Source organism: Aeromicrobium halocynthiae (assembly GCF_039531385.1).
Taxonomy (GTDB): domain Bacteria; phylum Actinomycetota; class Actinomycetes; order Propionibacteriales; family Nocardioidaceae; genus Aeromicrobium; species Aeromicrobium halocynthiae.
Genome location: NZ_BAAAPY010000001.1, coordinates 676,702 through 701,993, shown reverse-complemented (window position 1 = coordinate 701,993; position 25,292 = coordinate 676,702). Strand labels below are relative to the sequence as shown.

Below are 25,292 nucleotides of genomic sequence, written 5' to 3'. Positions count from 1 at the left end.
TCCATGCCCCAGGGGGCCCGGACGCCGCACCAGGGAGGACAGCATGAGCGACGTGCACCCGTCGGCCCCGTCGGCGGCCCCGGCACGGTCGGACGTCCGCGTCCGCACGCTCAGCCCCGTGCGCCGGGCCTCGGACCGGGTGCAGTTCCGCCGCGGCCTCACGCTCACGCTGATGACCCTGCTGATGCCCGGGTCGGCACAGCTCGTCATGGGCAACCGACGGGTGGGCCGCATCGCGGTGCGCGTGTGGCTCGGGTGCCTGGCGTTCGGCCTGCTCCTCGTCGTCCTCGCCCTGACCTCCCGCTCCACGCTCTTCATCTTCGCCACGAACCCCCGGATCCTCACCATCGGCCGGGTGCTGCTGATCGCGGGAGCCTTGGCATGGGTGCTGCTGCTCCTGGACGCCTGGCGGTTGGGTCGACCGCTGCAGATGGGCAGGAGCCACCGGCTCTGGATGACCGGGCTCAACGCGGCGCTGTGCTTCTCCACTGCCGGGGCACTCTTCTTCGCCGCGCACCTGGTGGGGGTGCAGAACGGCCTGATCGGCACCGTCTTCGCCGCGCAGACCTCGGCCGACCCGAGCGAGGGTCGCTACAACATCCTCCTGCTCGGCACCGATGCCGGCGACGACCGCGAGGGCATGCGTCCGGACTCGCTGCAGGTCGCGTCCGTCGACGCCGAGACCGGACGGACCGTCCTGATCGGACTGCCGCGCAACCTCGAGGACGTCCCCTTCCCGGAGGGGTCGGTCATGCGCCGCGAGTTCCCGGACGGCTTCGACTGCGACGGTTGCTACCTCAACGCGGTGAACACGTGGGCCCTCGACCACCGCGAGCTCTTCGGCGACCAGCCCGACCCGGGCATCCGCGCGACGATGGAGGCGGTCGAGGAGATCACCGGCCTCACGCTGAGCTACCACGTCATCGTCGACATGGCGGGCTTCGCCTCGCTCGTCGACGCCGTCGGCGGGGTCGAGATCGACGTGCCGGAGCGGCTCGCCAAGTTCGGCGCCGAGGACTCCTGGCGGCAGGAGTACATCGAGCCCGGGCGTCAGCGTCTCGACGGCGACGAGGCGCTGTGGTTCGCGCGCAGCCGTGTCCAGAACGACGACTTCTCCCGCATGGGACGCCAGAAGTGCCTCATGAGCGCGATGGTCGCCCAGCTCGAGCCCACGACGGTCCTGATGAACGTGCAGAAGATCGCGGAGTCGGGCAAGGCGCTGCTGACCACCGACATCCCGGCCAAGGACCTCAACGTGCTGGCCGACCTCGCCCTGAAGGCACGCGCACAGGACATCTCCAGCGTCTCCCTGACGCCACCGGTCATCGACACCGGCAACCCCGACTACCCCAAGGTGCGCCGGATCGTGGCCGACGGCATCGACACCGCCGAGGGTCGCGCCCCGAGGAAGCACGGCCTCGAGCGGGCGAGCCTGCCGGCGGTGAGCGCGCCGGAGTCTGCCGCCGCGCCGAAGGACCTGCGCAAGGTCAACCAGGCCGACGATGTCGCCGCCGCCTGCTGATCCACGCGACGGGCTGTGGGGCCCCGGGGTTGTGATGGTCGGCAATAATGAGCCGTCGTTGAGTCCACGTTCGAGGAAGCCCATGACCCGACGCCGTGCGAGGCTGCTCAGCCGTGGCACCGAGGCCGACCGCCTCTCCCCACGACTGAGGTTCCGTCGTGCGTTGGCGCTGGTCCTGATGTCCGGTGCCGTGCCCGGGTCCGCGCAGGTGGCCGTCGGACGGCGCAGCATCGGCTGGCTGGGTCTGTTCCTGTGGGCGGCGGCCCTCGCCGCGCTCGCGGTGGTCGCGTGGCGCTTCCGTGACGACCGTGCTGGGCTCATCGGGCTCGCGACGGACTCGACCGTCCTCATGGGTGCACGGATCGGTCTCGTGGTCTTCGCCCTCGTGTGGCTCGCCTACCTCGTCGACGCCCTGCGACTGGCCCGTCTCTTCACCTTGCCCGTGTGGCGCCGTGGCGTGGTCGTGCTCACCAGCATGGCCCTGCTGCTCGGCGTCGCCGGAACGGCCGCCTACGCCTCGCAGATCGCCGGCGTGCAGCGCAGCGTCGTCAACGAGGTCTTCGCCGAGACCGAGGTCACGAGCCCGTTGCAGGGTCGCTACAACATCCTGCTCATCGGCTCGGACTCCGGCGTCGACCGGGAGGGAGTGCGTCCGGACTCCTTGATCGTGGTCAGCGTCGACGCCGAGGACGGCGAGCCCGTGCTCGTCTCCCTGCCCCGCAACCTGCAGAACGTCCCGTTCCGTGAGGACTCGCCGATGCGGCAGGTCTACCCGTTCGGCTACACCTGCGGCGAGGAGTGCTTGCTGAACGCGGTCTTCACCGAGGGAAGGACCTACGCCGACCTCTACCCCGATGCCGACGACCCGGGCCTGGAGGCCACGATCGATGCGGTCGAGGGCGCGACGGACCTCTCGATCAACTACTACGTGATGATCGACCTCGGGGGCTTCGAGGGCCTGGTGGACGCGCTCGGCGGCGTCGAGATCGACGTCCCGACGCGGCTGGCCAAGTTCGGCACCGAGGATGCCTGGCGCCAGGAGTACCTCGAGCCCGGCCGCCAGCTGCTCGACGGTGAGGACGCCCTCTGGTACGCCCGTAGCCGGATCCAGTCCGACGACTTCACCCGGATGGGTCGGCAGAAGTGCCTGATGGCGGCGATGCTCGACCAGCTGAGCCCGCAGAAGGTCATCCTCAACGCCGCCGACATCGCCCGTTCCGGCGGCCGGGTCCTGAGCACCAACATCCCGGCCAGCGAGCTGGGCGCGTTCGGTGACCTCGCGCTCAAGTCGCGTGAGCACAGCGTCGCGACCGTCTCGCTGGTTCCGCCGGAGGTGAACGTCGCGAACCCGGACTGGGACGAGGTGCACCGGATGATCCGCGTCGCCATCGGGGAGGAGGCGCCCGAGCCGACCCCGAGCCCGACCCTGGAGTCGCCTGCGCCGGAGCCCGAGGTGGAGGTCCCGGGGGTCGAGGACCCGCAGGAGGAGAACCGGCGTCAGGCGGCGGCCAACAACGCCGACGACCTCGCCGAGACCTGCTGAGGCCCGTCGGCCCGCGCGGCCCGGCCCGCGCGGACCGGTCATCGGGACCGGTCGTGGCGTCGCTTTGTCTCGGCCGGCGTCCCCGGCGCGGCGGCGACGTCCTCGAGGTCGCGGCTGGTCTGCAGGACCCAGCCGAAGATCAGTCCGTAGATGCCGGCGTCGAGCAGGGGTCGCAGCACGACCCACGCGATCCCGGGCCGGTCGCGGTCGTTCTCGGCCTGGGTGCGGAAGCGGGCGAGGGTCATGACGAAGGCGCGCCGTCGCCACACCTCGAGCAGGTACCTGCCGAGGGTCGGTCGAGCGCCGACCCGCTGCAGTCCCGCCGCCGTCGCGTCCGCGACGTGGGTCATGGCACTCCCTTCGCCGGCGGCACGACACCGGACGGTGTCGCACCGGGCGACGGTAGGGCAGGGCGGTCAACGCCGTACGGCGCGCTCCTGAACGGCGATCGTCGTCATCGTGGCGTCGTCGGCGCCGGTCGCCAGCACGATCGACCCCCCGCCGACGAGCACGTCGACCAGCAGCCGGACGTCGTCGACGATCGTCAGGGGCGGGGTCAGGACGCGGTTCGAGCAGGGCACGGCCGAGGTGAGGAGCTCGGCGTGCGTGGCGGTCAGGCCAGGCAGGTCGACGGCTGCCGTCGAGTCCTGCGGCGGGTCGAGCGGGACGAACACGTCCCCGTGGCCGGGGACCTCGGCCCCGACGTCGACGAACCCCTCGGGCGGCTCGGCGAAGCGTGCGCCCAGCGGTCGGAGCGAGGCGGCGACCCGCTCCGGCTCGTCGGCGCGCAGGTCGGGTCCGCTCAGACCGATGTCGGCCGAGTCGGTCGCGACCGTCGCCCCGACGGTCCAGCACGACAGCAGCCAGACGTAGCGCAACCAGTGCGGCGGCAGACCGATGCGCACGCGGGTGCCGGGTCCGGCGTCGAGGTCGTCGGTCAGGAAGTTGGCGGTCTTGGCGACCCAGTTGGCCGTCGTCGTGCCACTGAGCTCGACCCGCTCGCCCGTGCGGCGGTCGTCGAAGGTCAGGAGGGGACGGGACGGGTCGTCCATGCGGGACAGGAGGTCGGCGAGGGTGGACACGCTGCCATCGTCGCACTCGTCGCACTCGTCGTCCGGCGGGTGCCGGTGGAGGCGACGCCGGACGGAGGCGGGTGCTGGGACAGCGGGCGACACGCCGACGAACCCGGGCATTGTGGAAATTCGGCTTGACGTATGGCAGCCACAGGCGTGTAATTACCGACATGTCATTCGATCTGGGTTGGCCACTCGAGCAGGACGAAGAGCTCATGTGGCAGGAGCGTGCCCTCTGCGCCCAGACGGACCCCGAGGCCTTCTTCCCGGAGAAGGGCGGATCCACGCGTGAGGCGAAGCGAGTCTGTCTCACGTGCGACGTCCGCGGGGAGTGCCTCGACTATGCCTTGGCGCACGACGAGCGCTTCGGCATCTGGGGTGGTCTGTCCGAGCGCGAGAGGCGCAAGCTCAAGAAGCGCGCCTGACGCGTCGCGAGCGCACGAGGACCGGTCCACTAGGCTCGGCCCCCATGGAGGACGTCGAGGAACAGGTGCGCCCCTGGCGGTCCTCACCCCCCAGCGTCGGTGCGGTGCTCGTCACCCACGACGGCGCCCGCTGGCTGCCGAAGGTCCTCGACTCCTTCGCCGCCCTCACCTACGGGCCCACCGCCTGGCGAGTCGTCGACGTCGCCTCGACCGACGAGGGCGCCGCCATGGTCCGCGCCGCCTTCGGCGCCGAGCGCATCACCTACGCGCCGTCCGGGACCGGCTTCTCGGCGGCCGCGCGGGTCGGTGTGGACGCCCTGCCACCCACCGACTGGATCTGGTTGCTCCACGACGACGCCGTCCTCGAGCCGGGGTCACTCGCGGCGCTCCTCGACGAGGCCACCTCGGCCCCGGACGTCGCGGTGGTGGGTCCCAAGATCCGCGAGTGGCCGTCGTTGCGACGCCTCGTCGAGGTGGGGTTGAGCATCACCTCGACCGGCGCCCGCGAGACCGGTCTCGAACCCGGTGAGCCCGACGCCGGTCAGCACGACGCCCCGCGGGACGTCCTGGCCGTCAACACCGCCGGGATGCTCGTGCGACGCGACGTCTGGGACGAGATCGGTGGCCTGGACGAGGGCCTGCCGCTGTTCGGGGACGACCTCGACCTCGGGTGGCGGGTGGCCCTCGCCGGGTACCGGACCCGCACCGCACCGGCCGCCGTCGCCTTCCACGCCGAGGCGTCGCGCCGGGGGGTGCGTCCTCACCGCGCTGGTGACCCACCGGCCTGGGAGCGACGGCGTGCCGCCCTGCGCACGCTCCTCGTCAACGTGCCCGGGCGACGTGTGCCCTGGACCTGGACCCGGTTGCTGGTGGGTTCCCTCCTGCGCTTCCTCGGCTTCCTCGTCGCGCGCGACGCCGAGTCCGCAGGGGACGAGCTGCTCGCCGTGCGCTCTGTCCTGCTGCGCCCCGGGGAGGTGCGACGGGTGCGGCGCGAGCGTGCGGCCGTCCGGCGCGTGCCCCACCGCGAGATCGCCCACCTGTTCCCGCCCTTCTGGTTGCCGTACCGACACGGGTGGGACGCCTTCCGCGACCTGGTGGCAGGGCTCGTGCGGCCCGAGACCGTCGAGTCCGTCGGACGCCGGTCCACGTCCGGCTCCGGGGACCCCGACGACACCGACGAGCTCGTCGAGCTGCCGCCGCTGTGGCAGCGACGACCGTGGCTGCTCACGGTCCTGGCCCTTACCGCGGGTTCGGTCCTGGCCGCCCGAGACCTCTGGACAGGCGCCCAGGGAGCGGTGCTCCTCGGCGGCGCACTGCCGCCGGCTCCCACCGACGCAGGCCAGTGGTGGGGCCTCGTCCTGACCGGCGCGCACGACGTGGGCCTGGGCAGCACGACCTTCGGGCCGACGTTCGCGCTGCTGCTCGCCGTCGTGGCGACGCCGGTGTGGGGCTCGCCGGGGGTCGTCGTGTCCGTCCTCGTGCTGCTGGGCGTCCCGCTCGCCGGCCTGGCCGCACACCGTCTGGGACGCATGCTCACCCCGCGCCGCGGACTGCGCATCGTCTGGGCCGGCACGTACGCCCTGTCGGTGGCGGCGATCGGCCCAGTCGCCCAGGGCCGGATCGGGACGATCGTGGCGCTGGTCGTCCTGCCGATCGTCGTCAACACCGCGCTGCAGCTCATCGAGCAGGCGAGCTGGCAGGTGGGTCTGCGGCTGGGGATCTGGATCGCCGTGGGCGCAGCGTTCGCCCCGGTGCTGCTCGCGATGTCCACCGTCGCGCTCGTCGGGCTCGTCCTGCTCGAGCGACGTCTCCTGCGTCCGGTCGCCGTGGCACTCGTCGCGGCCGTGCTCCTGCTCGGTCCGTGGGCCGTGCAGCGGGCGCTGCGCCCGCGCCTGCTCTGGTGGGAGGCGGGGTTGCCGGTCCCCGGCCAGGGGACCGGGGTCCACGAGGCGATCTCCCTGCTGCTCGGCCGTGCCGGCGGACCGGGGCAGGCGCCCCTGTGGCTCGGTGCGGTGATCGTGCTGCTGGCGGTCCTGGCCCTCGTGCCGAGGCCGACACGGACGGTCGTGACGGTGTGCTGGTCGGCGGCCCTCCTCGGCCTGGCGTTCGCCGTCCTGGGCTCGTTCGTCGCCTTCACGGTGCCCGGTGGAGGGGAGTCGATCTCGGCCTGGGTCGGGGTGCCGGTGGGTGTGTGGGTCCTCGGCCTGCTCACCGCGATCCTCATGGCCGCCCCCGAGGCAGCGGGCCGGGCACGCCCCGTGGTCGCAGCCCTCGCGGCCGCCGCGCTGCTCGTGCCGCTCGGTACCGCGACGTGGTGGCTCGCCAGGGGGGTCGACGACCCGCTCGCGCGGGAACGTCCGACCGTCGTGCCCGCCTTCTTGACCGAGAGCCCTGGCGACACCCTCGTGGTCCGCGGGACGCTGGCCGACGGCGTCGACGTGACGGTCGTGCGCGGTGCCGGCCCCACGCTCGGCAGCGAGGCGCTGTTCCCGGCGCAGGGGCGTCGCGAGGAGGTCGTCGAGGCGGCGCAGGCCATCGTGTCCAGCGGTGCGAGCGCCGACGTCCGCCGACTCGGGGACCTCGGGATCCGGTCGGTGTACGCACCCGACGTCGATCCCGACGTCGAGCAGCGCATCGACGCCGCCCCGCTGCTGGAGCAGTCCGGCAGCGACCGGCCGGGCTCGCGGGTGTGGACGGTCGCGGTGGACGATCCTGCCGTCGACGGAGCCGGCGCCCCCTGGCGTGCCGTGGTCGGTACCGCGCACGCCCTGCTGTGGGCGGGTGCGGTCGTCGCGACGGCCCCCGTCCGCCGCCGCCAGGGCGACCGCGTCGCGCAGGAGCGGCCATGAGACGCGCACTGACGGCCGTCCCGGTGCTGGTCGCCCTCCTGCTCGCGACCCTGGTCGCCGTGGTGCCGGGTGGCGAACGCGAGCCCCGCGGACCGGTCGACGTACCGGTCGAGGTGACGAGCTACGCCTGTCCGGGGGGGCCGGGGCGGTCGGTCGTGCTCGGTCAGGTCGAGCCGGGCGACGAGGCCCAGGTGGTGCGCGGTGACGACGCCGAGCCGGTCGAGGAGCTCCTCGACCCGCGGGTCGCCCGGTCCGCGGACACCGGACGCGCCGACCTGCTGGTGCGTCAGTCGGGAGCGGGGTCGGGTGCCGTCGGGCACACGGGCGCTCGTCGCGGCGGGACCCTCGTCGTGCAGCGGTGCCCGGGGATCGTCGACGAGGCCTGGTTCGTGGACCTCGCCTCCACGAGCAGCCACGACTCCGTCCTGGTGCTCTCGAACCTCTCGGCCGCGACGGCCGTCGTCGACCTCGCCCTGTGGGGGCCCGATGGCGAGGTCGAGGGCGTCGGGACCTCCGGCGTGGTCGTCGAGCCGGGCGAGGTGCGGCGCCTGCCCATGACCGAGCTCGCCGCCGGCGAGGAGACCCTCGCGCTGCGGGTCGACCGCGAGCGCGGGGCGGTCGCCGCCGTCGTCGAGGACACGGCACCGCGGGGACGGGAGCTCCTGGCCGCAGCGCGGGTCCCGGGGCGCTCACTGGGCATCGGCCCCCTCCCGGCCGCGGGCGAGGATCGTGTCCTGACCCTCGTCAACCCGACCGACACGTCGGGGCGGGCGCGGGTCGACGCCCTCGGGCCGGACGGCCTGTTCGTGCCGGAGGGACTCGACGAGATCGAGCTGCCGAGCGGGTCCGTGACCTCGGTCGCCCTGCCCGAGGGACTCGGGGAGGAGCCCGTCAGCCTCGCGATCGACTCCGACGTCCCCGTCACGGGGGCCGTCCGCACCGCGGGTTCGGGCGACGTCGACGTCGTCGGTGCCGCGGACGCCTGGTCCGGCGATGCGCTCGTCCCCTCCACGGTGGCTGGTGCGCCGCTGAGCGACCTCGTCGTCGCGTCGGTGGACGGAGCCGCCGTGACCCTGCAGGGCCGCAGCGGCGACGGTGAGGTGCTGGCGACGCAGGAGCTCGACGTGGCCGGCGGCACCAGCGTGGAGGTCGCGCTCGAGGAGCTGGTCGTCGACGGGGTCGTCGAGGTCCTCGTGCGCAGTCCCGACGGTCTCCTCGCTGCGACGGCGACCTTCAGCCGCGACGGGCGCGCGTCGGTGTCGGTGCTCCCGGCACCGGTCACGGCGCTCGGTCCCGACGTCCGCTGGGGCCGTCCCCGGCAGTAGCCGCGATCGCCGCGAGGACGCGACTCAGCGGCGCGGGTCGAGGTCGTCGGGGTCGAGGTCCCAGATCCGCGCCAGATGGGTGAGGACGGCGCTCCACACGAGGTCCTCGAGCTCTTCGGCCGAGGCGGCGCGACGCGTCAGGGGCACCCGGTAGAGCACGAGACGGGTGGCCGTGCCGTCCTGGACGACCGCGCCGTGAGGGATGGGATCGCTCCACGACGACGGGAGCAGGGGGACGTCCTCGACGACGACGTCGACGGCGACGCTCTCGGCCTCGAAGTGTCGCTCCAGCGCCCGCAGCACCCCCGAGACGAGCAGGTCGAAGCGCTCGCTCGGGGTCCGGTGCACGGGCACCGACCCGGACGTGAGGGGGCCGGGCAGTGCCAACGGTCCGCGGCGTCCGCGCCCGCGACGCCCCCGCATGCGTCCTGGCCGCGGGCCGCTCACGGTGCCGCGCAGGTGGCGCATCCGGCTGGTCACACGGTGAGCCTAACCAAGGCCGTCGGACGCTGCGGCTACCCTCGCCGCGTGGGTGCGATCAGACGATGCACGCGATCGGCGTGCTCCCAGGCTGCGGTGGCGACGCTGACGTACGTGTACGCCGACCAGACGGCGGTGCTCGGCCCGCTCGCCACGACGGCCGAGCCCCACACCTACGACCTCTGCGCCGAGCACTCGCAACGGTTGTCCGCGCCGCGGGGCTGGGACGTCCTGCGCCTCGCACCGGACCCGGCGACGGTCGAGCCCACCCACGACGACCTCCTCGCGCTGGCCGACGCGGTCCGCGAGGCCGGTCGCCCGCGGCGCGAGGACCCGGCGCAGGGTCCGCCGTCGCTGCGTCTCGTCCGCGACGACCTCCCGAAGGACCACTGATGCACCCACGACTGCGCGACATCGTCAAGGCCTACGACGTGAGGGGCACCTCGCCCGGCCAGCTCGACGTCGACGTCGCACGTGCTCTCGGTGCGGCCTTCGCTGCCGAGACCGGGATCGACGGCGGTCGTGGACGCGCGGTCGTGGGTCGCGACATGCGGGCGACCTCCCCGCAGATCGCTGCGGCGATCGGCGAGGGCATCCGCTCGGTCGGGGGCGGGGTCGTCGACGTCGGTCTGGCCTCCACCGACCTGCTGTACTGCGCCTCGGGCGTCCTCGACCTCCCGGGGGTCATGGTCACCGCCAGCCACAACCCCGCCGGCGACAACGGCCTGAAGATGTGCCGCGCCGCGGCCCGGCCCATCGGGCTCCAATCCGGCCTGGCCTCGATCGCCGAGGCGGCCGGACCCCTCCTGGACGCCCCACCCGGCGGCCGGTCCGGCACCTCGTCCGGTGCCGGGCAGGATCGGGCCACCACGGAGGACCTCGACTTCCTGCCCACCTACGTCGAGACGCTGCTCTCGCTCGTGCCCGTGAGCGGACGACGCCTCAGGGTGGCCGTCGACGCCGGCAACGGGATGGCTGGCCACACCGTCCCGGGGGTCTTCGAGCGGCTCGACGTCGAGCTCGTCCCGCTCTACCTCGAGCTCGACGGCTCCTTCCCGAACCACGAGGCCAACCCGCTCGACTCCTCGACCCTCGTCGACCTCCAGCGGACGGTGCGCGAGCGGGGGTGCGACGTCGGCCTGGCCTTCGACGGCGACGCCGACCGGTGCTTCGTCGTCGACGAGCGCGGCGACGTCGTCACGCCCTCGGCGATCACCGCGCTGGTCGCCGCCCGGCACCTGGAGGCCGAGCCCGGCGCCACGGTGCTGCACAACGTCATCTGCTCGCGCGCCGTGCCCGAGATCATCGCCGAGCGCGGGGGGACGGCGGTGCGCACGCCCGTGGGCCACTCGCTCATCAAGGCCGAGATGGCCCGCACCGGGGCCGTGTTCGGTGGCGAGCACTCCGGACACTTCTACTTCCGCGAGTTCTACCTCGCCGACTCCGGGATGCTCGCCGCCCTGCACGTCATGGCAGCGCTGGCCGGGAGCACCGCGCCGCTCAGCTCGCTGATGGCCGAGTTCAGCCGGTACGCCGCCTCCGGTGAGATCAACAGCCGCGTGGCCGACGCGGACGCGGTGCTGGAGGCGATCGCCCGCACGTACGCCGACCACCGCCTGGACCGCCTCGACGGCCTGACCGTCGAGGCGGACGACTGGTGGTTCAACGTCCGCGCGTCGAACACCGAGCCGCTGCTGCGCCTGAACGTCGAGGGTGTCGACGAGTCCACCATGACCCGGGTGCGCGACGAGGTGCTGGCGCTCGTCCGCGCGGACCACACGGCCCCCTAGACTGACCGCATGAACCTCGACCCGGCGCTCCTGGAGATCCTCGTCTGTCCCCGGTGCCGGACCACGTTGTTCGTCGACACCGACGCCGCGGAGCTGGTCTGCAACGACTGCTCTCTCGCCTACCCCGTGCGCGACGACATCCCGGTGATGCTCGTCGAGGAGGCGCGCCGACTCTGATCGCGGACTGCCCGGTTCGCCGCCTGCGCGCCCGGTATCATGGTCGCCATGGATTACAACGTCGCTGACCTCTCCCTGGCCGAGTACGGCCGCAAGGAGATCGCCCTCGCCGAGCACGAGATGCCCGGACTCATCGCCATGCGCGAGCGCTTCGGTGACAGCCAGCCGCTCGCCGGTGCACGGATCGCCGGCTCCCTGCACATGACGATCCAGACCGCCGTGCTGATCGAGACCCTCGCGGCTCTCGGCGCGGACATCCGCTGGGCCACGTGCAACATCTTCTCCACCCAGGACCACGCCGCCGCCGCCGTCGTCGTCGGCCCCGACGGCACCCCCGACGACCCGCAGGGCGTTCCGGTCTTCGCCTGGAAGGGCGAGACGCTCGCCGAGTACTGGGACGAGGCCGAGAAGGTCTTCGACTTCACCGACGCCGACGGCCGGGCCATCGGCCCCAACGTCCTGCTCGACGACGGCGGTGACATCACCCTGCTCCTGCACAAGGGCGTGGAGTTCGAGAAGGCCGGCGTCGTGCCGCCGCAGGACTCGACCGACAACGAGGAGTACAAGGAGGTCCTGCGGGTCCTGGCGCGCTCCCTCGACAACGACCCCCAGCGGTGGACGCGCCTGGCCGAGGACATCCGCGGCGTCTCCGAGGAGACCACGACCGGTGTGCTTCGCCTGTACGAGCGCTTCCGCGAGGGAACGCTGCTGTTCCCGGCGATCAACGTCAACGACTCCGTCACCAAGAGCAAGTTCGACAACAAGTACGGCTGCCGTCACTCCTTGATCGACGGGCTGAACCGAGCCACCGACGTCATGATCGGCGGGAAGGTCGCGGTCGTGTGCGGCTACGGCGACGTCGGCAAGGGTTCGGCCGAGTCGCTGCGCGGCCAGGGCGCGCGCGTGATCGTCACCGAGATCGATCCGATCTGCGCCCTCCAGGCCGCCATGGACGGCTACGAGGTCCGCCGCCTCGAGTCCGTCGTCGAGACCGCCGACATCTTCATCACCACGACCGGCAACTTCGACATCATCACCGTCGAGCACTTCATGAAGATGAAGAACCAGGCCATCGTCGCGAACATCGGCCACTTCGACAACGAGATCAACATGGCCGGCCTCGCCAAGATCCCCGGCATCGTCAAGGACGAGATCAAGCCGCAGGTCCACCAGTGGATCTTCCCCGCGGAGGACGGCGAGCAGCAGGGCAAGAAGGTCATCGTCCTGTCCGAGGGTCGCCTCATGAACCTCGGCAACGCCACCGGTCACCCCTCGTTCGTGATGTCGAACTCCTTCACCAACCAGGTGCTGGCGCAGATCGAGCTGTTCACGAAGGCCGACCAGTACGAGATCGGCGTGCACGTGCTCCCCAAGCACCTCGACGAGGAGGTCGCGCGCCTGCACCTCGACGCCCTCGGCGTCGAGCTCACCGAGCTCACCAAGGAGCAGGCCGCCTACCTCGGCGTCGACGTCGCCGGACCGTACAAGTCCGAGCACTACCGGTACTGACGGCGACCACGCCCGTGCGTGAGGTCCACCGGCACGTCGCTCGTGCGGCCACGTCCCCCGGCGAACGGGGCGTGGCCGCATGAGCTACCGGCGCAGCAAGCGCGACCGGGTGCTCGTCGTCGACGACGACGCCGCTCTCGCGGAGATGCTCGCTCTCGTGCTCGAGGGTGAGGGCCTGACGACGTCGGTCTGCCGCTCCGGCGACGCCGTCATGACGGCCTTCTCGACCTTCCGGCCGGACGTGGTGCTGCTGGACCTCATGCTGCCGGGCGTCGACGGCATGTCGGTGTGCCGGCGGATCCGCGAGACGTCGGCCGTGCCGATCATCATGCTCACCGCGAAGTCGGAGACGGCGGACATCGTCAAGGGGCTGGAGGCCGGTGCCGACGACTACGTCACCAAGCCGTTCAAGAACTCCGAGCTCGTCGCGCGCGTCAGGGCGCGGCTGCGACGCTCCGACGCGCTCGCCGAGCCGCTCACCTTCGGCGACATCGTGCTCGATCCCGGCGCGCACACCGTCACCCGGGCCGGCCAGCCCCTGGAGCTGACACCGCTGGAGTTCGATCTCCTGGCCTGTCTGCTCGCCAGCCCCGACCAGGTGTTCAGCCGGGAGACGCTGCTCGAGCGCGTCTGGGGCTACCACCACCCGGGGGACACGAAGCTGGTCAACGTCCACATGACGCGACTGCGGTCCAAGATCGAGGACGACGCCGACGCGCCGAAGGTGATCCGCACCGTGCGCGGCGTCGGCTACCAGGCGATCGCCCCCGCGTGAGCCCCCCGTGAGCAGGCTGCTCGGGCTGTGGCGCCGCTCGCTGCAGGTGCGGGTGGTGCTCAGCACCGTCCTGCTCAGCTCGTTCGTGATCGGACTGACCGGGTCGGCCCTGCTCACGAGCGTCGCCGCGGGGCTCGCCGAGCGCCGCCAGGAGGTGGTGGTCGCCGAGGCGCGCTCCGGGCTCGACGCCGCGCAGGCCCAGCTCGACGCCGAGGTGGAGTCGGTCCCGACCGCCCAGAGCATCTCCCTCGCGCAGATCGTCGACACCCTGACGCAGACCGACCCGTCGGCGCGGGCCTACGAGCTCGTCCTGGACGGTCCGTTCGGTGCGGAGGACCGCACCGCACCGCGCCGCTCCTCGACCGCCCTGGACGCCGACGCGGTCCCGGCCGACCTGCAGCAGTCGGTGCGCTCGGAGCCCGGGCTCTTCTGGCGCTACGCCGAGCTGTCCGTGCTCGGGGCCGGCAACGACGTCCCGACCGTCGTGGTCGGTCGCCAGCTGACCTCGCCCAGCACCGGGGACACCTACGCGATGTACTACCTGTTCCCGCTCGTCGAGCAGCAGACGACCGTCGACCTCGTCCGCAGGGCGCTCCTGGTCGGGGGACTGGTCATGGTGCTGCTCGTGGGCGGCGTCGTGCTGCTCGTCTCACGCCAGGTCGTCGGCCCCGTCCGGCTCGCCCGTCGTGTCGCGGAGCGCTACGCCGCCGGCAACCTCGAGCAGCGGATGCACGTGGAGGGCGAGGACGACATCGCGCGCCTCAGCACCTCGTTCAACCAGATGGCGGCGAGCCTGCAGAGCCAGATCCGCAGGCTGCAGGACCTGTCGCGGCTGCAGCAGCGCTTCGTCTCCGACGTCTCCCACGAGCTGCGCACGCCCCTGACGACGGTCCAGATGGGAGCGCAGATGCTGTTCGACGCGCGCGAGACCTTCGACCCGAAGACCGCCCGTGCGGCCGAGCTGCTGCGCACCGAGCTCGGTCGCTTCGAGCGACTGCTGTCGGACCTGCTGGACCTGAGCCGCTTCGACGCCGGTGCCGCCCAGCTCGAGCTCTCCGAGGTCGACCTCGCCGACATTGCCCGTCGTACCCGCTCGGACCCGGTCGCCGGCCGCCTGGGGGTGCGCGTCCAGGTGATGGGGGCGGCCCGCCCGGTCAAGGTCGAGGCCGACGTCCGCCGGGTGGAGCGGATCGTCCGCAACCTCGTGCAGAACGCGGCCAAGTACAGCGGCTCCCCGGTCATCGAGGTCGAGGTCGGCCAGCGCGCCGACCGGGTCTCTCTGGTCGTCCGCGACTTCGGCGTCGGGTTGGACGACGACGAGAACCTGCGGGTCTTCGACCGCTTCTGGCGGGCCGACCCGGCGCGCACCGAGGGTGGGACCGGACTCGGCCTGGCGATCGCCCGCGAGGACGCAGGTCTGCACGGCGGCACCCTGCGGGCGCACGGACGCCCCGGCGAGGGTGCGGAGTTCGTGCTCACGCTGCCCCGGCGGGTCGAGCGACCGGAGGGCGAGGTCGCCGACGAGCCCGCCGTCGCCCTGAGGTTCGCATGACCGGCCGCATGCCCGGCCGTGGGCTCTGCCGTGGCCTCGTCCTGGCCGTCGCCGCGATCGTGCTCACCGGGTGTGCCGGGCTGCCGCAGGACGGCACGGTGCAGCGCGTCGAGGTGGAGGACGAGCTGGCCGGGAGCACGGCCCGCTACCAGCCGGTGCCACCGGCTCCGGGCGCCTCGCCCCAGCAGGTCGTGCGCGGCTACCTCGACGCGATGCTGGCCTACCCGGTGAGCCGGGCCGTCGCGTCGGAGTACCTCACGCCGGCGGCGGCGGAGCAGTGGCGGCCCTCGGGACCCATGGAGGTCTACGCGGACCCGTCGGTGGTCGCCGTCGCCGGGTCGCCGGACGTGGTCCGTCTGGAGCGCTTCGTCGAGGCCACCCTCGACGAGCAGGGGCGCAGGACGACGCGGGAGCAGACGGTCGGGACCGAGCTGCGTCTCGACCGCGTCGACGGCGAGTGGCGCATCGCCGACCCCCCGCCCGCCCTCCTGGTGACCGAGCGGTTCGCCGAGGACTACCTGCGGCCCTTCACGATCCACTTCTTCGACGAGCAGGCCCGGGCGCTCGTGCCCGAGCTGGTGCACCTCGTGGTCGGCGAGACCCTGCCGACCGCCCTGGTCTCCAGCCTGGCTCGCGGACCCGACGCGGACTCCTCCCTGCGCACCTTCGTGCCCGACGTCGCCGACCTCCGCCCGTCCGTCACGATCGGACCGGACGGTGTGGCCGAGGTCGAGTTCACCGGCGGGATGGAGGAGCAGTCACCCGTCGACCAGCAGCGGGCGTCCGCCCAGCTCGTCTGGACGCTGCGCCAGATCGAGGGCGTCACGGCCGTCCGGTTCCTCGGGGCCACGGCGTTGAGGATGCCCGGTGGCGACACGGTGCAGCGGGTCGACGCCTGGGGGCGGTACGAGCCCGACAGCCCGACGGGGAGCCCGTGGGTGCTTGCCGAGGACGCCCTGCGCGAGGTCGTCGACCTCGCGCTCGGACCCGTCGAGAGCGACCTCGGGGGCGCGACGGCGGCCGTCGTCCGCGACGACCTGGTGGCCTCCGTCGTGTCCGAGGGGACCGACGTCCTGATCGGTGCACTCGGCGCGGACGGGGAGTCGGTGCCCGCCGAGGAGGTCAGGGACCTGTCCTGGGGTCCCACCGGTGAGCTCGCGCTGCTGGACGCCCCTGGTGGCCAGGCCCGTCTGCGCACGTGGCGTGCCGGTGAGGTCGTGGACGCGGACACGAGTGCCGTCGGTGACCTCCGGTCGGTGCGGCTGTCGCCGGAGGGTGCCCGCTACGTCGGTCTGGTCGACGGGGTCCTCGTGGTGGGGGCCGTGCTGCGCGGGGACGGCCGCCGCACCGTGGCGCTGGCGGCACCGGAGGTCATCGACCTCGACCTGTCCGCGCTCGGGTCGCCGACGTGGACCTCGTCGACGCGGGTGGCCTTCCTCGCCCGGACCGAGCTCGGGCGGCAGGTCCACTCCGTCAACGTCGACGGCTCCGACCTGCGGGGCGGCCTCCGCGGTGGCGCCGCCCTCCTGCCGGACGTCGACTCGCGGATCCTCGTCAGTCGGATCGACGACGGTCGTGCCTGGGTGCTCGATGCGCGAGGGCGGGTCTGGACCCGCGCCGCAGGCGGTGCCTGGACCCAGCTCGACGGGGGACCGGTCTCCTTCCTGGCACCGCCGGGCTGACTCCCGTCCACAGGGCGCACGCCGGCGCCTTCCGTCCCCCGGCACCGGCTGCCAGGCTCGTCGGGTGCAGTCCTCCCCGTCGCTCGCCACGGCCGCCGCCGACCTGCTGCTCGGTGCGACGTGCCCGGGGTGCGGGACGCCGTCGCGCACGGTGTGCCCGACGTGCCTGCGCGAGCTCGTCCCTGCCCCGCGCGTCGTGCTCGACGACCCCGTGCCGATCGTCTCGGGCGGATCGCACGCGGGGACGCTGCGCGAGGTCGTCATCGCCTGGAAGGAGCACGGGCGACGCGGCCTCACGCCGGTCCTCGGACACCTGGCGGCCTCGGCGGCTCTCGAGCTGGTCGAGGCCGCACCCGCCATCTCGCTGGTCCCGGTCCCGACGAGCCGGCGCAGTCGACGTGCCCGGGGTGCGGACGTCGTCGCGGCGCTGGCGACGGCGACCGCGCGGCTGCTGACCGACCTCGACGTCGACTGCGCGACCCGGGGGCTGCTCCACATGCGGCGCCAGACCCGCGACCAGGCGGACCTCGGCGCTCGCGAACGTGCCGCGAACCTGTCGGGCGCCTACCTCGCGTCCGCGCCGCGCACCGCGCCCGGACCGCGGCGGGCGGTGGTGGTGCTCGACGACGTCGTCACGACCGGTGCGACGCTCGCCGAGGCGGTGCGCGCCCTCCGTGCAGCCGGGCACCCCGTCCTCGGCGCGGTCACGGTCTGCTCGCGCGACTGAACCGACCTCGAGCGACCCGACCTCCGGCGGTCGAAAGTCCCGGTTCCCCTGGAAAGTCCTCACGCCTCGGACTACGGTCGAGGCATGTGACACTGCCCGCACCCCAACGCAGGAGGACCCCATGGACATCGTGGTCAACGGTCGTAACAGCGAGATCTCCGATCGCTTCCGAGCTCACGTCGAGGACAAGCTCGCCCGGATCGACAAGTACGACCAGCGACAGAAGATCCACAGGGTCGAGGTGGAGGTCACCCACGCTGCCAACCCCCGCCAGCACGACCAGACGGCCCGCGTCGAGATGACGTTGAGGTCGAAGGGGCCGGTCATCCGCGCCGAGGCGGCGAGCACGGACCAGCACTCGGCCCTCGACCTCGCGGTCGACAAGCTCGAGTCACGCCTGCGCCGCGTCAACGACCGCAAGCGGATCAGCCGCGGCAAGCACCGTCCGGCATCGCTCGCCGAGGCCCTCCCGCCGGAGCTGGCCAACCCGGTGCCGGAGGAGGAGGACCCGCTGGTGCGCGACGTCGCCGGCATCCAGGTCCAGGGGGACGGCCCCATCGTGGTGCGGGAGAAGACCCATGCCGCCGAGCCGATGACGCTCGAGCAGGCGCTGTACGAGATGGAGCTCGTCGGTCACGACTTCTACCTCTTCGTCGAGAAGGACTCGATGCGTCCCAGCGCCGTGTACCTGCGCAAGGGCTACGACTACGGCGTCATCCACCTCGACGTCTCCGAGTGAGCCCGTCCACCTCGTCGGCGCGGTGCCGCCGCGCCGACGAGGTGCGCAAGGGGTGGCGCCTGGGCACCTCGCCACTACCATGACGGGGTGACGATCCAGGGCCCGCACATCCGTGTTCTTCTCGTCGACGACCAAGAGCTGTTCCGTCGGGGTGTCTCGATGGTGCTCGGCGCCGACGAGTCCCTCGAGCTGATCGAGGTCAACGATGGCGACCAGGCGATCGCCGCGGTCGAGGAGACGCCTCCCGACGTCGTCCTGCTGGACGTGCGGATGCCGGGTCGCAGCGGCGTGGAGGTGTGCGCGGCGATCAAGGCCATCTCGCCGTCGACCGGCATCATCATGCTCACCGCGAGCGACGAGGAGCGCGACCTCTACGACTCGATCAAGAGCGGGGCCTCGGGCTACCTGCTCAAGGACGGGTCGACCTACGACCAGGTGGCCGAGGCGGTGCGTCTCGTGGCGGCGGGCCAGTCGTTGATCAGCCCGAGCATGGCCACCAAGCTGCTCGAGGAGTTCGTGCAGATGTCGAGGGGGCCGGCTCCAGGGGCCGGCAACCTGACGGCCCGCGAGCTGCAGGTCCTGCGGCTCGTCGCCCGCGGCCAGAGCAACCGGCAGATCGCCGAGGAGCTCTTCATCAGCGAGAACACGGTCAAGAACCACATCCGCAACATGCTGGAGAAGCTGCAGATGAAGTCGCGCATGGAGGCCGCGATGTTCGCGGTCCGCTCCAACCTGCTCGACGAGTCCTGACCGCCCGCGCCCGGCCGCGGCTCCCGAGCTCCGGCGTGTCGGTGTCCTCCGGCACGATCGGACCATGACGTCGACGCAGACCATCGGGCCGGCCGAGGCGCGGCGCATCGCCCTCGGTGCCCAAGGCTTCACCCGTGCACGTCCGGCGTCGGTGACCCGGGCGCACCTGCGCCGCACGCTCACCCGGCTCGGCTTCTTCCAGATCGACTCGGTCAACGTCCTGCAGCGGGCGCACCTCGTCCCCCTCTTCTCGCGCATGGGCCCGTACGACGTCCAGATCTTCCACCGCGCCGCCGGCCGCGCGCCGCGTGTCATGGTCGAGTACTGGGCGCACGTCGCCACGTACGTCGACGTCGACCTCTGGCCGGCCATGCGCCACCGGATGCTCGAGCGGCGCGAGCTGTGGAGCGGTCCGCGCGAGGTCGCGCGCGACCACCCCGCCCACGTGCGGGCGGTCCATCGCGTCGTGGCCGACGAGGGTCCGCTGACCGCCCGCGAGGTCGACGCCCTCCTGGGTGGGACCGCCGAGCGCGACCGCAGCCACTGGGGCTGGAACTGGTCGCTCACCAAGCAGGCGCTGGAGTACCTGTTCTTCGTCGGGGAGGTGACGTCGGCACGACGCAACGCCCAGTTCGAACGCCTCTACGACCTCCCGGAGCGGGTCCTGCCGGCCGACGTCCTGGCGCGCCCGGCCCTCGACTCCTCCACGGCGCACCGGGTGCTCGTCGAGCACGCCGCACGGGCCCACGGCGTGGCCACCGAGCCCTGCCTGCGCGACTACTTCCGCACCGCGCCGGGACCCACCCGGCGCGCCGTGGCCGAGCTCGTGGAGGCCGGGACGCTCGAGCCGACGCGGGTCCGGGGCTGGGACCGTCCCGCCTGGCTCCACGCCGAGGTCGCCCGCCCTCGCCAGGTCGGTGCGAGGGCGTTGCTCAGTCCGTTCGACCCGCTCGTGTTCGAGCGGGCGCGCACCGAGGCGTTGTTCGACTTCCGCTACCGGATCGAGATCTACGTCCCGGAGCACCGGCGAGAGTTCGGTTACTACGTCCTGCCGTTCCTGATGGGTGAGCGTCTCGTCGCGAGGGTGGACCTCAAGGCCGACCGGGGTGCAGGGCGCCTGCACGTGCGGGGCGCCTGGAGCGAGGCCACGGCACCGTCGCACACCGCGGAGCAGCTCGCGCTCGAGCTGGTCGAGATGGCACGGTGGCTCGGCCTGCACGGGATCGACGTCCACGATCGTGGCGATCTCGCCGGGGCGCTGCGCGCCGCGATCGCCTCTGCCCTCGGTTCCTGAGGTCGATGGTCCTAGACTCGCAGTGCCCGTCATCCGAGGGGCCCACGATCCGAAGGAGTGCGTTCCAGGTGCCCAAGGTCATCGACAAGATCCTCCGCGCCGGCGAGGGGAAGATCCTCCGGCAGCTGCAGGCGATCGCCAAGCAGGTCAACGCCCTGGAGGAGGAGTTCTCCGCCATGAGCGAGGAGGAGCTCCAGGGGATGACCCAGGAGTTCAAGGATCGTCTCGCCGCCGGGGAGAGCCTCGACGACATCATGCCGGAGGCGTTCGCGACGGTCCGCGAGGCCGCGAGCCGCGTCCTCGGCCAGCGCCACTTCGACGTCCAGGTCATGGGTGGGGCAGCGCTGCACCTGGGCAACATCGCCGAGATGAAGACCGGTGAGGGCAAGACCCTCGTCGCGACCCTCCCGTGCTACCTCAACGCCCTCTCAGGCAAGGGCGTGCACGTCGTCACCGTCAACGACTACCTCGCCCGCTACCACGCGGAGTGGATGGGTCGGGTGTACACCTACCTCGGCCTGAGCGTCGGCATGGTGCTCCCGAGCATGCGTCCGGCGGAGCGTCGCGACGCCTACGAGTGCGACATCACGTACGGCACGAACAACGAGTTCGGCTTCGACTACCTGCGCGACAACATGACCGACGACCTCGCGAACTGCGTCCAGCGCGGGCACAACTTCGCGATCGTCGACGAGGTCGACTCCATCCTCATCGACGAGGCTCGCACGCCGTTGATCATCTCCGGTCCCACCGAGGACGAGGTCAAGTGGTACGGCGAGTTCTCGCGCATCGTCGGTGCGATGACGCGCGACGAGCACTACGAGGTCGATGAGAAGAAGCGCACCATCTCCGTCACCGAGGAGGGCATCGACCGGGTCGAGGACGCGCTCGGCATCGACAACCTCTACGACGCCGTCAACACCCCGCTGATCAGCTTCCTCAACAACGCGATCAAGGCCAAGGAGCTGTTCCGTCGCGACAAGGACTACGTCGTCATCGACGGCAACGTGATCATCGTCGACGAGCACACCGGACGCATCCTCGACGGGCGCCGCTACAACGAGGGCCTGCACCAGGCGATCGAGGCCAAGGAAGGCGTGCGGATCCGCGAGGAGTACCAGACCCTCGCCACGATCACGCTGCAGAACTACTTCCGCCTCTACGACAAGCTCGGTGGCATGACCGGTACGGCCATGACCGAGGCGAGCGAGTTCGACAAGATCTACAGCCTCGGCGTCGTGCCGATCCCGACCAACCGTCCGGTGGCGCGCATCGACCAGCCGGACCTCGTCTACCGCACCGAGGCCGCCAAGTTCAACGCCGTCGTCGACGACATCGCCGAGCGGCACGCGAAGGGCCAGCCCGTCCTCGTCGGCACCACGAGCGTCGAGAAGTCCGAGCGGCTCGCCCAGCAGCTGCGCAAGCGGCGGATCCCGCACGAGGTGCTCAACGCCAAGCAGCACGAGCGGGAGGCCTCCATCGTCGCGATGGCGGGGCACAAGGGGGCCGTCACGGTCGCCACGAACATGGCCGGCCGCGGCACCGACATCATGCTCGGCGGCAACGTCGAGTTCCTCGCCGACCAGGCGCTGCGCAAGAAGGGCCTCGACCCCCTGGAGGACTCCGAGCAGTACGAGGCCGCCTGGCCCGACATGGTCAAGGAGATGGAGCGCCAGGTCGAGCGGGAGAAGGTCGCGGTCGGCGAGGCCGGCGGGCTCGCCGTCATCGGTACCGAGCGGCACGAGTCGCGTCGCATCGACAACCAGCTCCGTGGCCGCTCCGGCCGACAGGGCGACCCGGGCGAGACCCGGTTCTACCTGTCCCTCGAGGACGACCTCATGCGCCTGTTCAAGGCCGACTGGGTCAACTGGGTCCTGCAGACGATGAAGATCCCCGACGACGTCCCGATCGAGAACAAGCGCGTCACCGGTGCGATCGCCTCGGCCCAGAGCCAGGTGGAGGCGCAGAACTTCGACACCCGCAAGAACATCCTGAAGTACGACGACGTCATGAGTCGTCAGCGTGAGGTCATCTACACCGAGCGCCGTCGCGTGCTGGAGGGTGAGAACCTCCAGGACTGGGTCCGCTCGATGATCACCGACACCGTCGGTGCGTACGTCGACGGGGCGACGGAGGGCTACCCCCAGACGTGGGACCTCACCCAGCTGTGGACCGCCCTCGGCACGCTGTACCCCATCTCGGTCTCCGCCGACGCCATCGAGACGGAGGCGGGCGGACGCGAGAAGCTGACCCGCCAGGTGCTGCGCGCCGAGCTCGAGAAGGACGCGTTGGCCGCCTACGACGCCCGCGAGGCCGACCTCGGCTCCCCGGTGATGCGCGAGCTCGAGCGACGAGTCCTGCTGAGCGTCCTCGACCGCAAGTGGCGCGAGCACCTCTACGAGATGGACTACCTCCGCGAGGGCATCGGCCTGCGCGCCTACTCCCAGCGGGACCCGCTCGTGGAGTACCAGCGCGAGGGCTACGACCTCTTCCGCGCCATGATGGACGGGATCGCCGAGGAGTCCGTCGGCTTCCTGTTCAACCTCGACGTCCAGGTCACCGAGGCCGAGGGGTCCGGCGACGACGAGCCGCAGCTCGAGGCCAAGGGTCTCGGTCAGCGCAAGGAGCAGGCCTTGTCCTACTCCGCGCCGAGCGAGGACGGCGACGTCGAGGTGCGTGCCGTCGAGGACGATCCCGACGACAACGAGAAGCAGCGCCAGAACAACGCCAAGAACAAGGCTCGGCAGAAGGCGAAGGCCCAGCGGAAGTCGCGCAAGCGCAACCGCTGAGCCGGCGCCCGGGGCCGGATCGCCTGGTCGTCAGGCCCACTCGAGCGCCGTGCAGATCCAGTGGGTCGCGCCGCGGTGGTTGGTGAGCAGCTCCAGGCGCACGGCGATGGCGCGCGAACGGCCGCGGTGCACCATGCGTCCGGCCACCTCCATCGTGCCGTCGTCGATCATCGCGACGTGCGCCGAGACGAGCCGGGCCCCCGAGCGTCGGGCCCGCGGGGCCGCGCGGGTCACCGCCACGAGCCGCGAGGCGAGGTCGTCGTGCACGTCGGGGGTCATCCAGGCCGTCATCTGGCGCACGGGACGCTCGCCGGTGAGGACCTCGGTGAGTGCCTGCATGAACCGTGCGACCGGTTGCTGCATCGCGCGGCGGCTGAGTCCCGGCGCGGATCGATCCACCGGCACGGGAAGGACCGCAGGTGCGCCGGGAAAGGGCAAGGGTGCCTGTCCGGGGCTGATCTGACCTGCCGGGTCGATCCAGCTGTGATGGCGGGGGGCGAGGGTGACCGCTGACCTCATCGTCCGGCTCCGTCCGTCGTCGGGAGGGCGAGCCGCTGACCCGGCCGGATGAGGTCGGGGTCGGCGCCGATGACGTCACGGTTGGACCGGTGGAGTGCCTCGACCTGACAGTGGACGTCCTGGGGTGAGGCCGAGGGGCCCAGGGTGCTCGCCGCGAGGGCCCAGAGGGTGTCACCGGGGGCGACGACGTGCCGGGTGGTCGGCCCGTTCGACGCCCTGCCCGTGCCGGTGGGGCCGGAGCCATCGCTCGATGCGCCCGTCCCGCCGGTGTGGTGTCGCGCGATGCCGGGTTCGCCCGGCGCCGGGGGTGCGACCCGTTCCGCCGGCTCGGTCGGCAGGGACCACCCCGGTGGGTCGACCGACGGTGACGGCGCCACGGCAACGCCCTGCGGTACTGGCTCGGGCCCCTCCTCAGGGAGCGGGTCGTGCCCGGTCCTCGGCACCCGCTCCGGCACTGTCTCCGGCACTGTCTCGGGGACTGTTTCGGGCACTGTCTCGGGGACGGGGGACGGTCCGACGAGGGCTCGCTCGGGCAGGCGCAGGCCCTCGACCGGCCAGTCGGTCGACTCGGCGTGGGCGACGCCGCCGAAGCCAGCGCCGACGACGCCGACGAAGACCGTCGTCCTGACTGCTGCGGGGACGAGAGCCCGGCCGCACCGCCCGAGGGCGCCAGGAGCGGCCGTCAGTGCCACGGCCACGAGGAACCAGACGGACACCCCGAGCAGACCCAGCTCGAGGACGGCGCCGAGGACGGTCGCCGGGTCGGCTGCACCCAGTGACGAGAGGGTCTGCGGTACCCGTGGTCCGGCGACGGCTGTCGCAGTGACGGAGAGGGCGAGGCCGACGCGGCCGGTCGTGGTGAGCATGTGGTCCCCGATCATGACGTTTGATGACGTTGAGTGACATGAAACGACCATCGACGCTGTGCGTCAACACCTCGTCCTCACGACGAGCGCCCGCGTCCTCTCGCGCGACGGCGCCGACAGCACCACTAGGGTGGGCCCATGCGGTGGGAGCGGCTCTTCGCCGACCTCGAGGGCCAGGCCGAGGACGAGGCTCTGGCGGAGCGGGACGCCCTCGCCGCCGACCTGCGGGACGAGCACTGGGGGTCGCTCGCCTGGCGTGACCTGCTGGGGGAGACCGTCACCCTCGACGTCGTCGGTGTCGGCAGGATCTCCGGCGACGTGGTCGCGCACAACGCGACGCTCGTGCACCTGCGCACCCCCGCACTCGACCACGTCGTCGCCGTGGCGGCGATCTCGGCGATGGTCGCCACCCATGGGGAACCGAGGCCCCAAGGGACGCTCACCCAGCGTCTCGGGTGGGCGCACGTCTGCCGCAACGCACGAGAGGACGCGGACGACGTACGCATCGCCCGCCTCGACGGTGGGACCCACGACGGCGTCGTCGACGTCGTCGGACGCGACTTCGTCCGCCTGAGGTCGGCGTCGACGTCCGACGCGACCGTCCTCGTGCCCTACGGGGCGATCGGCGTGCTGTCGATCAGGCGTTGAGGTCGTCGACGGTGTCGAGACCGGAGTCGGCGAGGGCCTGCTCGGTCTTCGCGTACTGGCGCTCGATGTAGCGCTCCAGCTCGCTGTTCTCGACCCTCCACACGCCGCGACCCCCGATCTGGATGCCGCGCAGCTCGCCGGCGTGCAGGAGCGAGCGCACCTGACGGACGGTGACGTTGAGGACGTCGGCGACGTCGGCCAACGTCAGGAAGCGCGGTTCGGCGGGGGGCACGTCACCCAGTTTCCCACGTCGGGTCG

General features: G+C 72.0%; 24 protein-coding genes. 18 read left to right on the top strand and 6 right to left on the bottom strand.

The window, feature by feature from the left end:
* Positions 1-43 precede the first annotated feature (43 nt).
* Both ABD213_RS03505 and ABD213_RS03500 read left to right on the top strand, forming a co-directional pair.
* Positions 44-1,522, top strand: coding sequence for an LCP family protein (locus tag ABD213_RS03505; protein WP_344324355.1), 1,479 nt, complete (start codon positions 44-46; stop codon positions 1,520-1,522).
* An 82-nt stretch (positions 1,523-1,604) separates the two neighbouring features.
* Positions 1,605-3,065, top strand: a complete 1,461-nt coding sequence (locus ABD213_RS03500) for an LCP family protein (RefSeq protein WP_344324352.1) — start codon at positions 1,605-1,607, stop codon at positions 3,063-3,065.
* Positions 3,066-3,103: 38 nt separating this feature from the next.
* Here the strand turns inward: ABD213_RS03500 and ABD213_RS03495 are convergent, their stop codons facing one another.
* Both ABD213_RS03495 and ABD213_RS03490 read right to left on the bottom strand, forming a co-directional pair.
* The gene (locus ABD213_RS03495; RefSeq protein WP_344324349.1) at positions 3,104-3,415 is read right to left on the bottom strand and encodes a hypothetical protein; all 312 of its coding nucleotides are present in this window, start codon (positions 3,413-3,415) and stop codon (positions 3,104-3,106) included.
* Between the two features lie 66 nt (positions 3,416-3,481).
* Positions 3,482-4,147: a TIGR03089 family protein gene (locus ABD213_RS03490; protein WP_344324346.1), complete on the bottom strand. Its 666-nt coding sequence runs from the start codon at positions 4,145-4,147 to the stop codon at positions 3,482-3,484.
* Between the two features lie 161 nt (positions 4,148-4,308).
* Between ABD213_RS03490 and ABD213_RS03485 the strand changes: the two genes are divergently transcribed.
* Genes ABD213_RS03485 through ABD213_RS03475 form a run of 3 tightly spaced genes read left to right on the top strand, consistent with a single transcriptional unit; the run spans position 4,309 to position 8,737 of the window.
* Positions 4,309-4,563, top strand: a complete 255-nt coding sequence (locus ABD213_RS03485; RefSeq protein ID WP_344324343.1) for a WhiB family transcriptional regulator — start codon at positions 4,309-4,311, stop codon at positions 4,561-4,563.
* Positions 4,564-4,607: 44 nt separating this feature from the next.
* Positions 4,608-7,412: a glycosyltransferase family 2 protein gene (locus ABD213_RS03480; RefSeq protein ID WP_344324340.1), complete on the top strand. Its 2,805-nt coding sequence runs from the start codon at positions 4,608-4,610 to the stop codon at positions 7,410-7,412.
* Positions 7,409-8,737, top strand: coding sequence for a DUF5719 family protein (locus tag ABD213_RS03475; protein WP_344324337.1), 1,329 nt, complete (start codon positions 7,409-7,411; stop codon positions 8,735-8,737). Before ABD213_RS03480 ends, ABD213_RS03475 begins: the two co-directional genes overlap by 4 nt.
* Positions 8,738-8,761: 24 nt before the next feature.
* On the opposite strand, the gene ABD213_RS03470 is transcribed toward ABD213_RS03475, so the two are convergent.
* Positions 8,762-9,217 carry a metallopeptidase family protein gene (locus tag ABD213_RS03470; protein WP_344324334.1) on the bottom strand — a complete coding sequence of 152 codons (456 nt, stop codon included), beginning with the start codon at positions 9,215-9,217 and terminating at the stop codon, positions 8,762-8,764.
* A gap of 48 nt (positions 9,218-9,265) precedes the next feature.
* On the opposite strand from ABD213_RS03470, the gene ABD213_RS03465 reads away from it, so the two are divergent.
* The 12 genes from ABD213_RS03465 (at position 9,266) to secA (ending at position 23,001) form a co-directional block, all read left to right on the top strand.
* Positions 9,266-9,610 (top strand): DUF3499 domain-containing protein, encoded by a 345-nt coding sequence (locus tag ABD213_RS03465; protein WP_344324331.1) that lies wholly within the window; start codon positions 9,266-9,268, stop codon positions 9,608-9,610.
* On the top strand, positions 9,610-11,007 hold the full coding sequence (locus ABD213_RS03460) for a phosphomannomutase/phosphoglucomutase (protein ID WP_344324328.1): 1,398 nt from the start codon (positions 9,610-9,612) through the stop codon (positions 11,005-11,007). The genes ABD213_RS03465 and ABD213_RS03460 overlap by 1 nt, the downstream gene beginning before the upstream one ends.
* 9 nt (positions 11,008-11,016) lie before the next feature.
* Positions 11,017-11,184 (top strand): Trm112 family protein, encoded by a 168-nt coding sequence (locus tag ABD213_RS03455; protein ID WP_344324325.1) that lies wholly within the window; start codon positions 11,017-11,019, stop codon positions 11,182-11,184.
* A gap of 48 nt (positions 11,185-11,232) precedes the next feature.
* Positions 11,233-12,693 (top strand): adenosylhomocysteinase, encoded by a 1,461-nt coding sequence (gene ahcY, locus ABD213_RS03450; protein ID WP_344324322.1) that lies wholly within the window; start codon positions 11,233-11,235, stop codon positions 12,691-12,693.
* A 79-nt stretch (positions 12,694-12,772) separates the two neighbouring features.
* On the top strand, positions 12,773-13,468 hold the full coding sequence (mtrA, locus tag ABD213_RS03445) for an MtrAB system response regulator MtrA (RefSeq protein WP_344324319.1): 696 nt from the start codon (positions 12,773-12,775) through the stop codon (positions 13,466-13,468).
* 7 nt (positions 13,469-13,475) lie between these two features.
* Complete coding sequence (gene mtrB, locus ABD213_RS03440) at positions 13,476-15,020, top strand: MtrAB system histidine kinase MtrB (protein ID WP_344324316.1); 1,545 nt, start codon at positions 13,476-13,478, stop codon at positions 15,018-15,020.
* Positions 15,017-16,702, top strand: a complete 1,686-nt coding sequence (locus tag ABD213_RS03435; RefSeq protein ID WP_344324313.1) for an LpqB family beta-propeller domain-containing protein — start codon at positions 15,017-15,019, stop codon at positions 16,700-16,702. The genes mtrB and ABD213_RS03435 overlap by 4 nt, the downstream gene beginning before the upstream one ends.
* Before the next feature lie 64 nt (positions 16,703-16,766).
* Positions 16,767-17,429 (top strand): ComF family protein, encoded by a 663-nt coding sequence (locus ABD213_RS03430; RefSeq protein WP_344324310.1) that lies wholly within the window; start codon positions 16,767-16,769, stop codon positions 17,427-17,429.
* Positions 17,430-17,550: 121 nt separating this feature from the next.
* Positions 17,551-18,168 (top strand): ribosome hibernation-promoting factor, HPF/YfiA family, encoded by a 618-nt coding sequence (gene hpf, locus ABD213_RS03425; RefSeq protein ID WP_344324307.1) that lies wholly within the window; start codon positions 17,551-17,553, stop codon positions 18,166-18,168.
* An 87-nt stretch (positions 18,169-18,255) separates the two neighbouring features.
* The gene (locus ABD213_RS03420) at positions 18,256-18,918 is read left to right on the top strand and encodes a response regulator (protein ID WP_344324304.1); all 663 of its coding nucleotides are present in this window, start codon (positions 18,256-18,258) and stop codon (positions 18,916-18,918) included.
* A 64-nt stretch (positions 18,919-18,982) separates the two neighbouring features.
* Positions 18,983-20,212, top strand: a complete 1,230-nt coding sequence (locus ABD213_RS03415; RefSeq protein ID WP_344324301.1) for a winged helix-turn-helix domain-containing protein — start codon at positions 18,983-18,985, stop codon at positions 20,210-20,212.
* 68 nt (positions 20,213-20,280) lie between these two features.
* Positions 20,281-23,001, top strand: a complete 2,721-nt coding sequence (gene secA, locus ABD213_RS03410) for a preprotein translocase subunit SecA (protein ID WP_425546011.1) — start codon at positions 20,281-20,283, stop codon at positions 22,999-23,001.
* 30 nt (positions 23,002-23,031) lie between these two features.
* On the opposite strand, the gene ABD213_RS03405 is transcribed toward secA, so the two are convergent.
* Positions 23,032-23,364: an Rv3235 family protein gene (locus ABD213_RS03405; protein WP_344324298.1), complete on the bottom strand. Its 333-nt coding sequence runs from the start codon at positions 23,362-23,364 to the stop codon at positions 23,032-23,034.
* A 152-nt stretch (positions 23,365-23,516) separates the two neighbouring features.
* Positions 23,517-24,386: a LysM peptidoglycan-binding domain-containing protein gene (locus tag ABD213_RS03400; protein WP_344324295.1), complete on the bottom strand. Its 870-nt coding sequence runs from the start codon at positions 24,384-24,386 to the stop codon at positions 23,517-23,519.
* Positions 24,387-24,524: 138 nt separating this feature from the next.
* Here ABD213_RS03400 and ABD213_RS03395 point away from each other — a divergent pair, with 138 nt between their 5' ends.
* Positions 24,525-25,034, top strand: a complete 510-nt coding sequence (locus ABD213_RS03395) for a hypothetical protein (RefSeq protein ID WP_344324292.1) — start codon at positions 24,525-24,527, stop codon at positions 25,032-25,034.
* Here the strand turns inward: ABD213_RS03395 and ABD213_RS03390 are convergent.
* Positions 25,024-25,266 carry a helix-turn-helix domain-containing protein gene (locus ABD213_RS03390; RefSeq protein WP_344324289.1) on the bottom strand — a complete coding sequence of 81 codons (243 nt, stop codon included), beginning with the start codon at positions 25,264-25,266 and terminating at the stop codon, positions 25,024-25,026. The two genes, ABD213_RS03395 and ABD213_RS03390, sit on opposite strands and share 11 nt — an antisense overlap.
* Between the last annotated feature and the right edge of the window lie 26 nt (positions 25,267-25,292).

Excerpts from the sequence above, each read along its gene's own strand:
- ahcY (WP_344324322.1), top strand. The coding sequence starts at position 11,233 with ATGGATTACAACGTCGCTGACCTCTCCCTGGCCGAGTACGGCCGCAAG.
- ABD213_RS03460 (WP_344324328.1), top strand. The coding sequence starts at position 9,610 with ATGCACCCACGACTGCGCGACATCGTCAAGGCCTACGACGTGAGGGGC.
- ABD213_RS03505 (WP_344324355.1), top strand. The coding sequence starts at position 44 with ATGAGCGACGTGCACCCGTCGGCCCCGTCGGCGGCCCCGGCACGGTCG.
- ABD213_RS03405 (WP_344324298.1), bottom strand. The coding sequence starts at position 23,364 with ATGCAGCAACCGGTCGCACGGTTCATGCAGGCACTCACCGAGGTCCTC.
- ABD213_RS03475 (WP_344324337.1), top strand. The coding sequence starts at position 7,409 with ATGAGACGCGCACTGACGGCCGTCCCGGTGCTGGTCGCCCTCCTGCTC.
- ABD213_RS03455 (WP_344324325.1), top strand. The coding sequence starts at position 11,017 with ATGAACCTCGACCCGGCGCTCCTGGAGATCCTCGTCTGTCCCCGGTGC.
- ABD213_RS03415 (WP_344324301.1), top strand. The coding sequence starts at position 18,983 with ATGACGTCGACGCAGACCATCGGGCCGGCCGAGGCGCGGCGCATCGCC.
- ABD213_RS03395 (WP_344324292.1), top strand. The coding sequence starts at position 24,525 with ATGCGGTGGGAGCGGCTCTTCGCCGACCTCGAGGGCCAGGCCGAGGAC.
- ABD213_RS03495 (WP_344324349.1), bottom strand. The coding sequence starts at position 3,415 with ATGACCCACGTCGCGGACGCGACGGCGGCGGGACTGCAGCGGGTCGGC.
- mtrA (WP_344324319.1), top strand. The coding sequence starts at position 12,773 with ATGAGCTACCGGCGCAGCAAGCGCGACCGGGTGCTCGTCGTCGACGAC.
- ABD213_RS03480 (WP_344324340.1), top strand. The coding sequence starts at position 4,608 with ATGGAGGACGTCGAGGAACAGGTGCGCCCCTGGCGGTCCTCACCCCCC.
- hpf (WP_344324307.1), top strand. The coding sequence starts at position 17,551 with ATGGACATCGTGGTCAACGGTCGTAACAGCGAGATCTCCGATCGCTTC.
- ABD213_RS03435 (WP_344324313.1), top strand. The coding sequence starts at position 15,017 with ATGACCGGCCGCATGCCCGGCCGTGGGCTCTGCCGTGGCCTCGTCCTG.
- ABD213_RS03485 (WP_344324343.1), top strand. The coding sequence starts at position 4,309 with ATGTCATTCGATCTGGGTTGGCCACTCGAGCAGGACGAAGAGCTCATG.
- ABD213_RS03400 (WP_344324295.1), bottom strand. The coding sequence starts at position 24,386 with ATGCTCACCACGACCGGCCGCGTCGGCCTCGCCCTCTCCGTCACTGCG.
- ABD213_RS03500 (WP_344324352.1), top strand. The coding sequence starts at position 1,605 with ATGACCCGACGCCGTGCGAGGCTGCTCAGCCGTGGCACCGAGGCCGAC.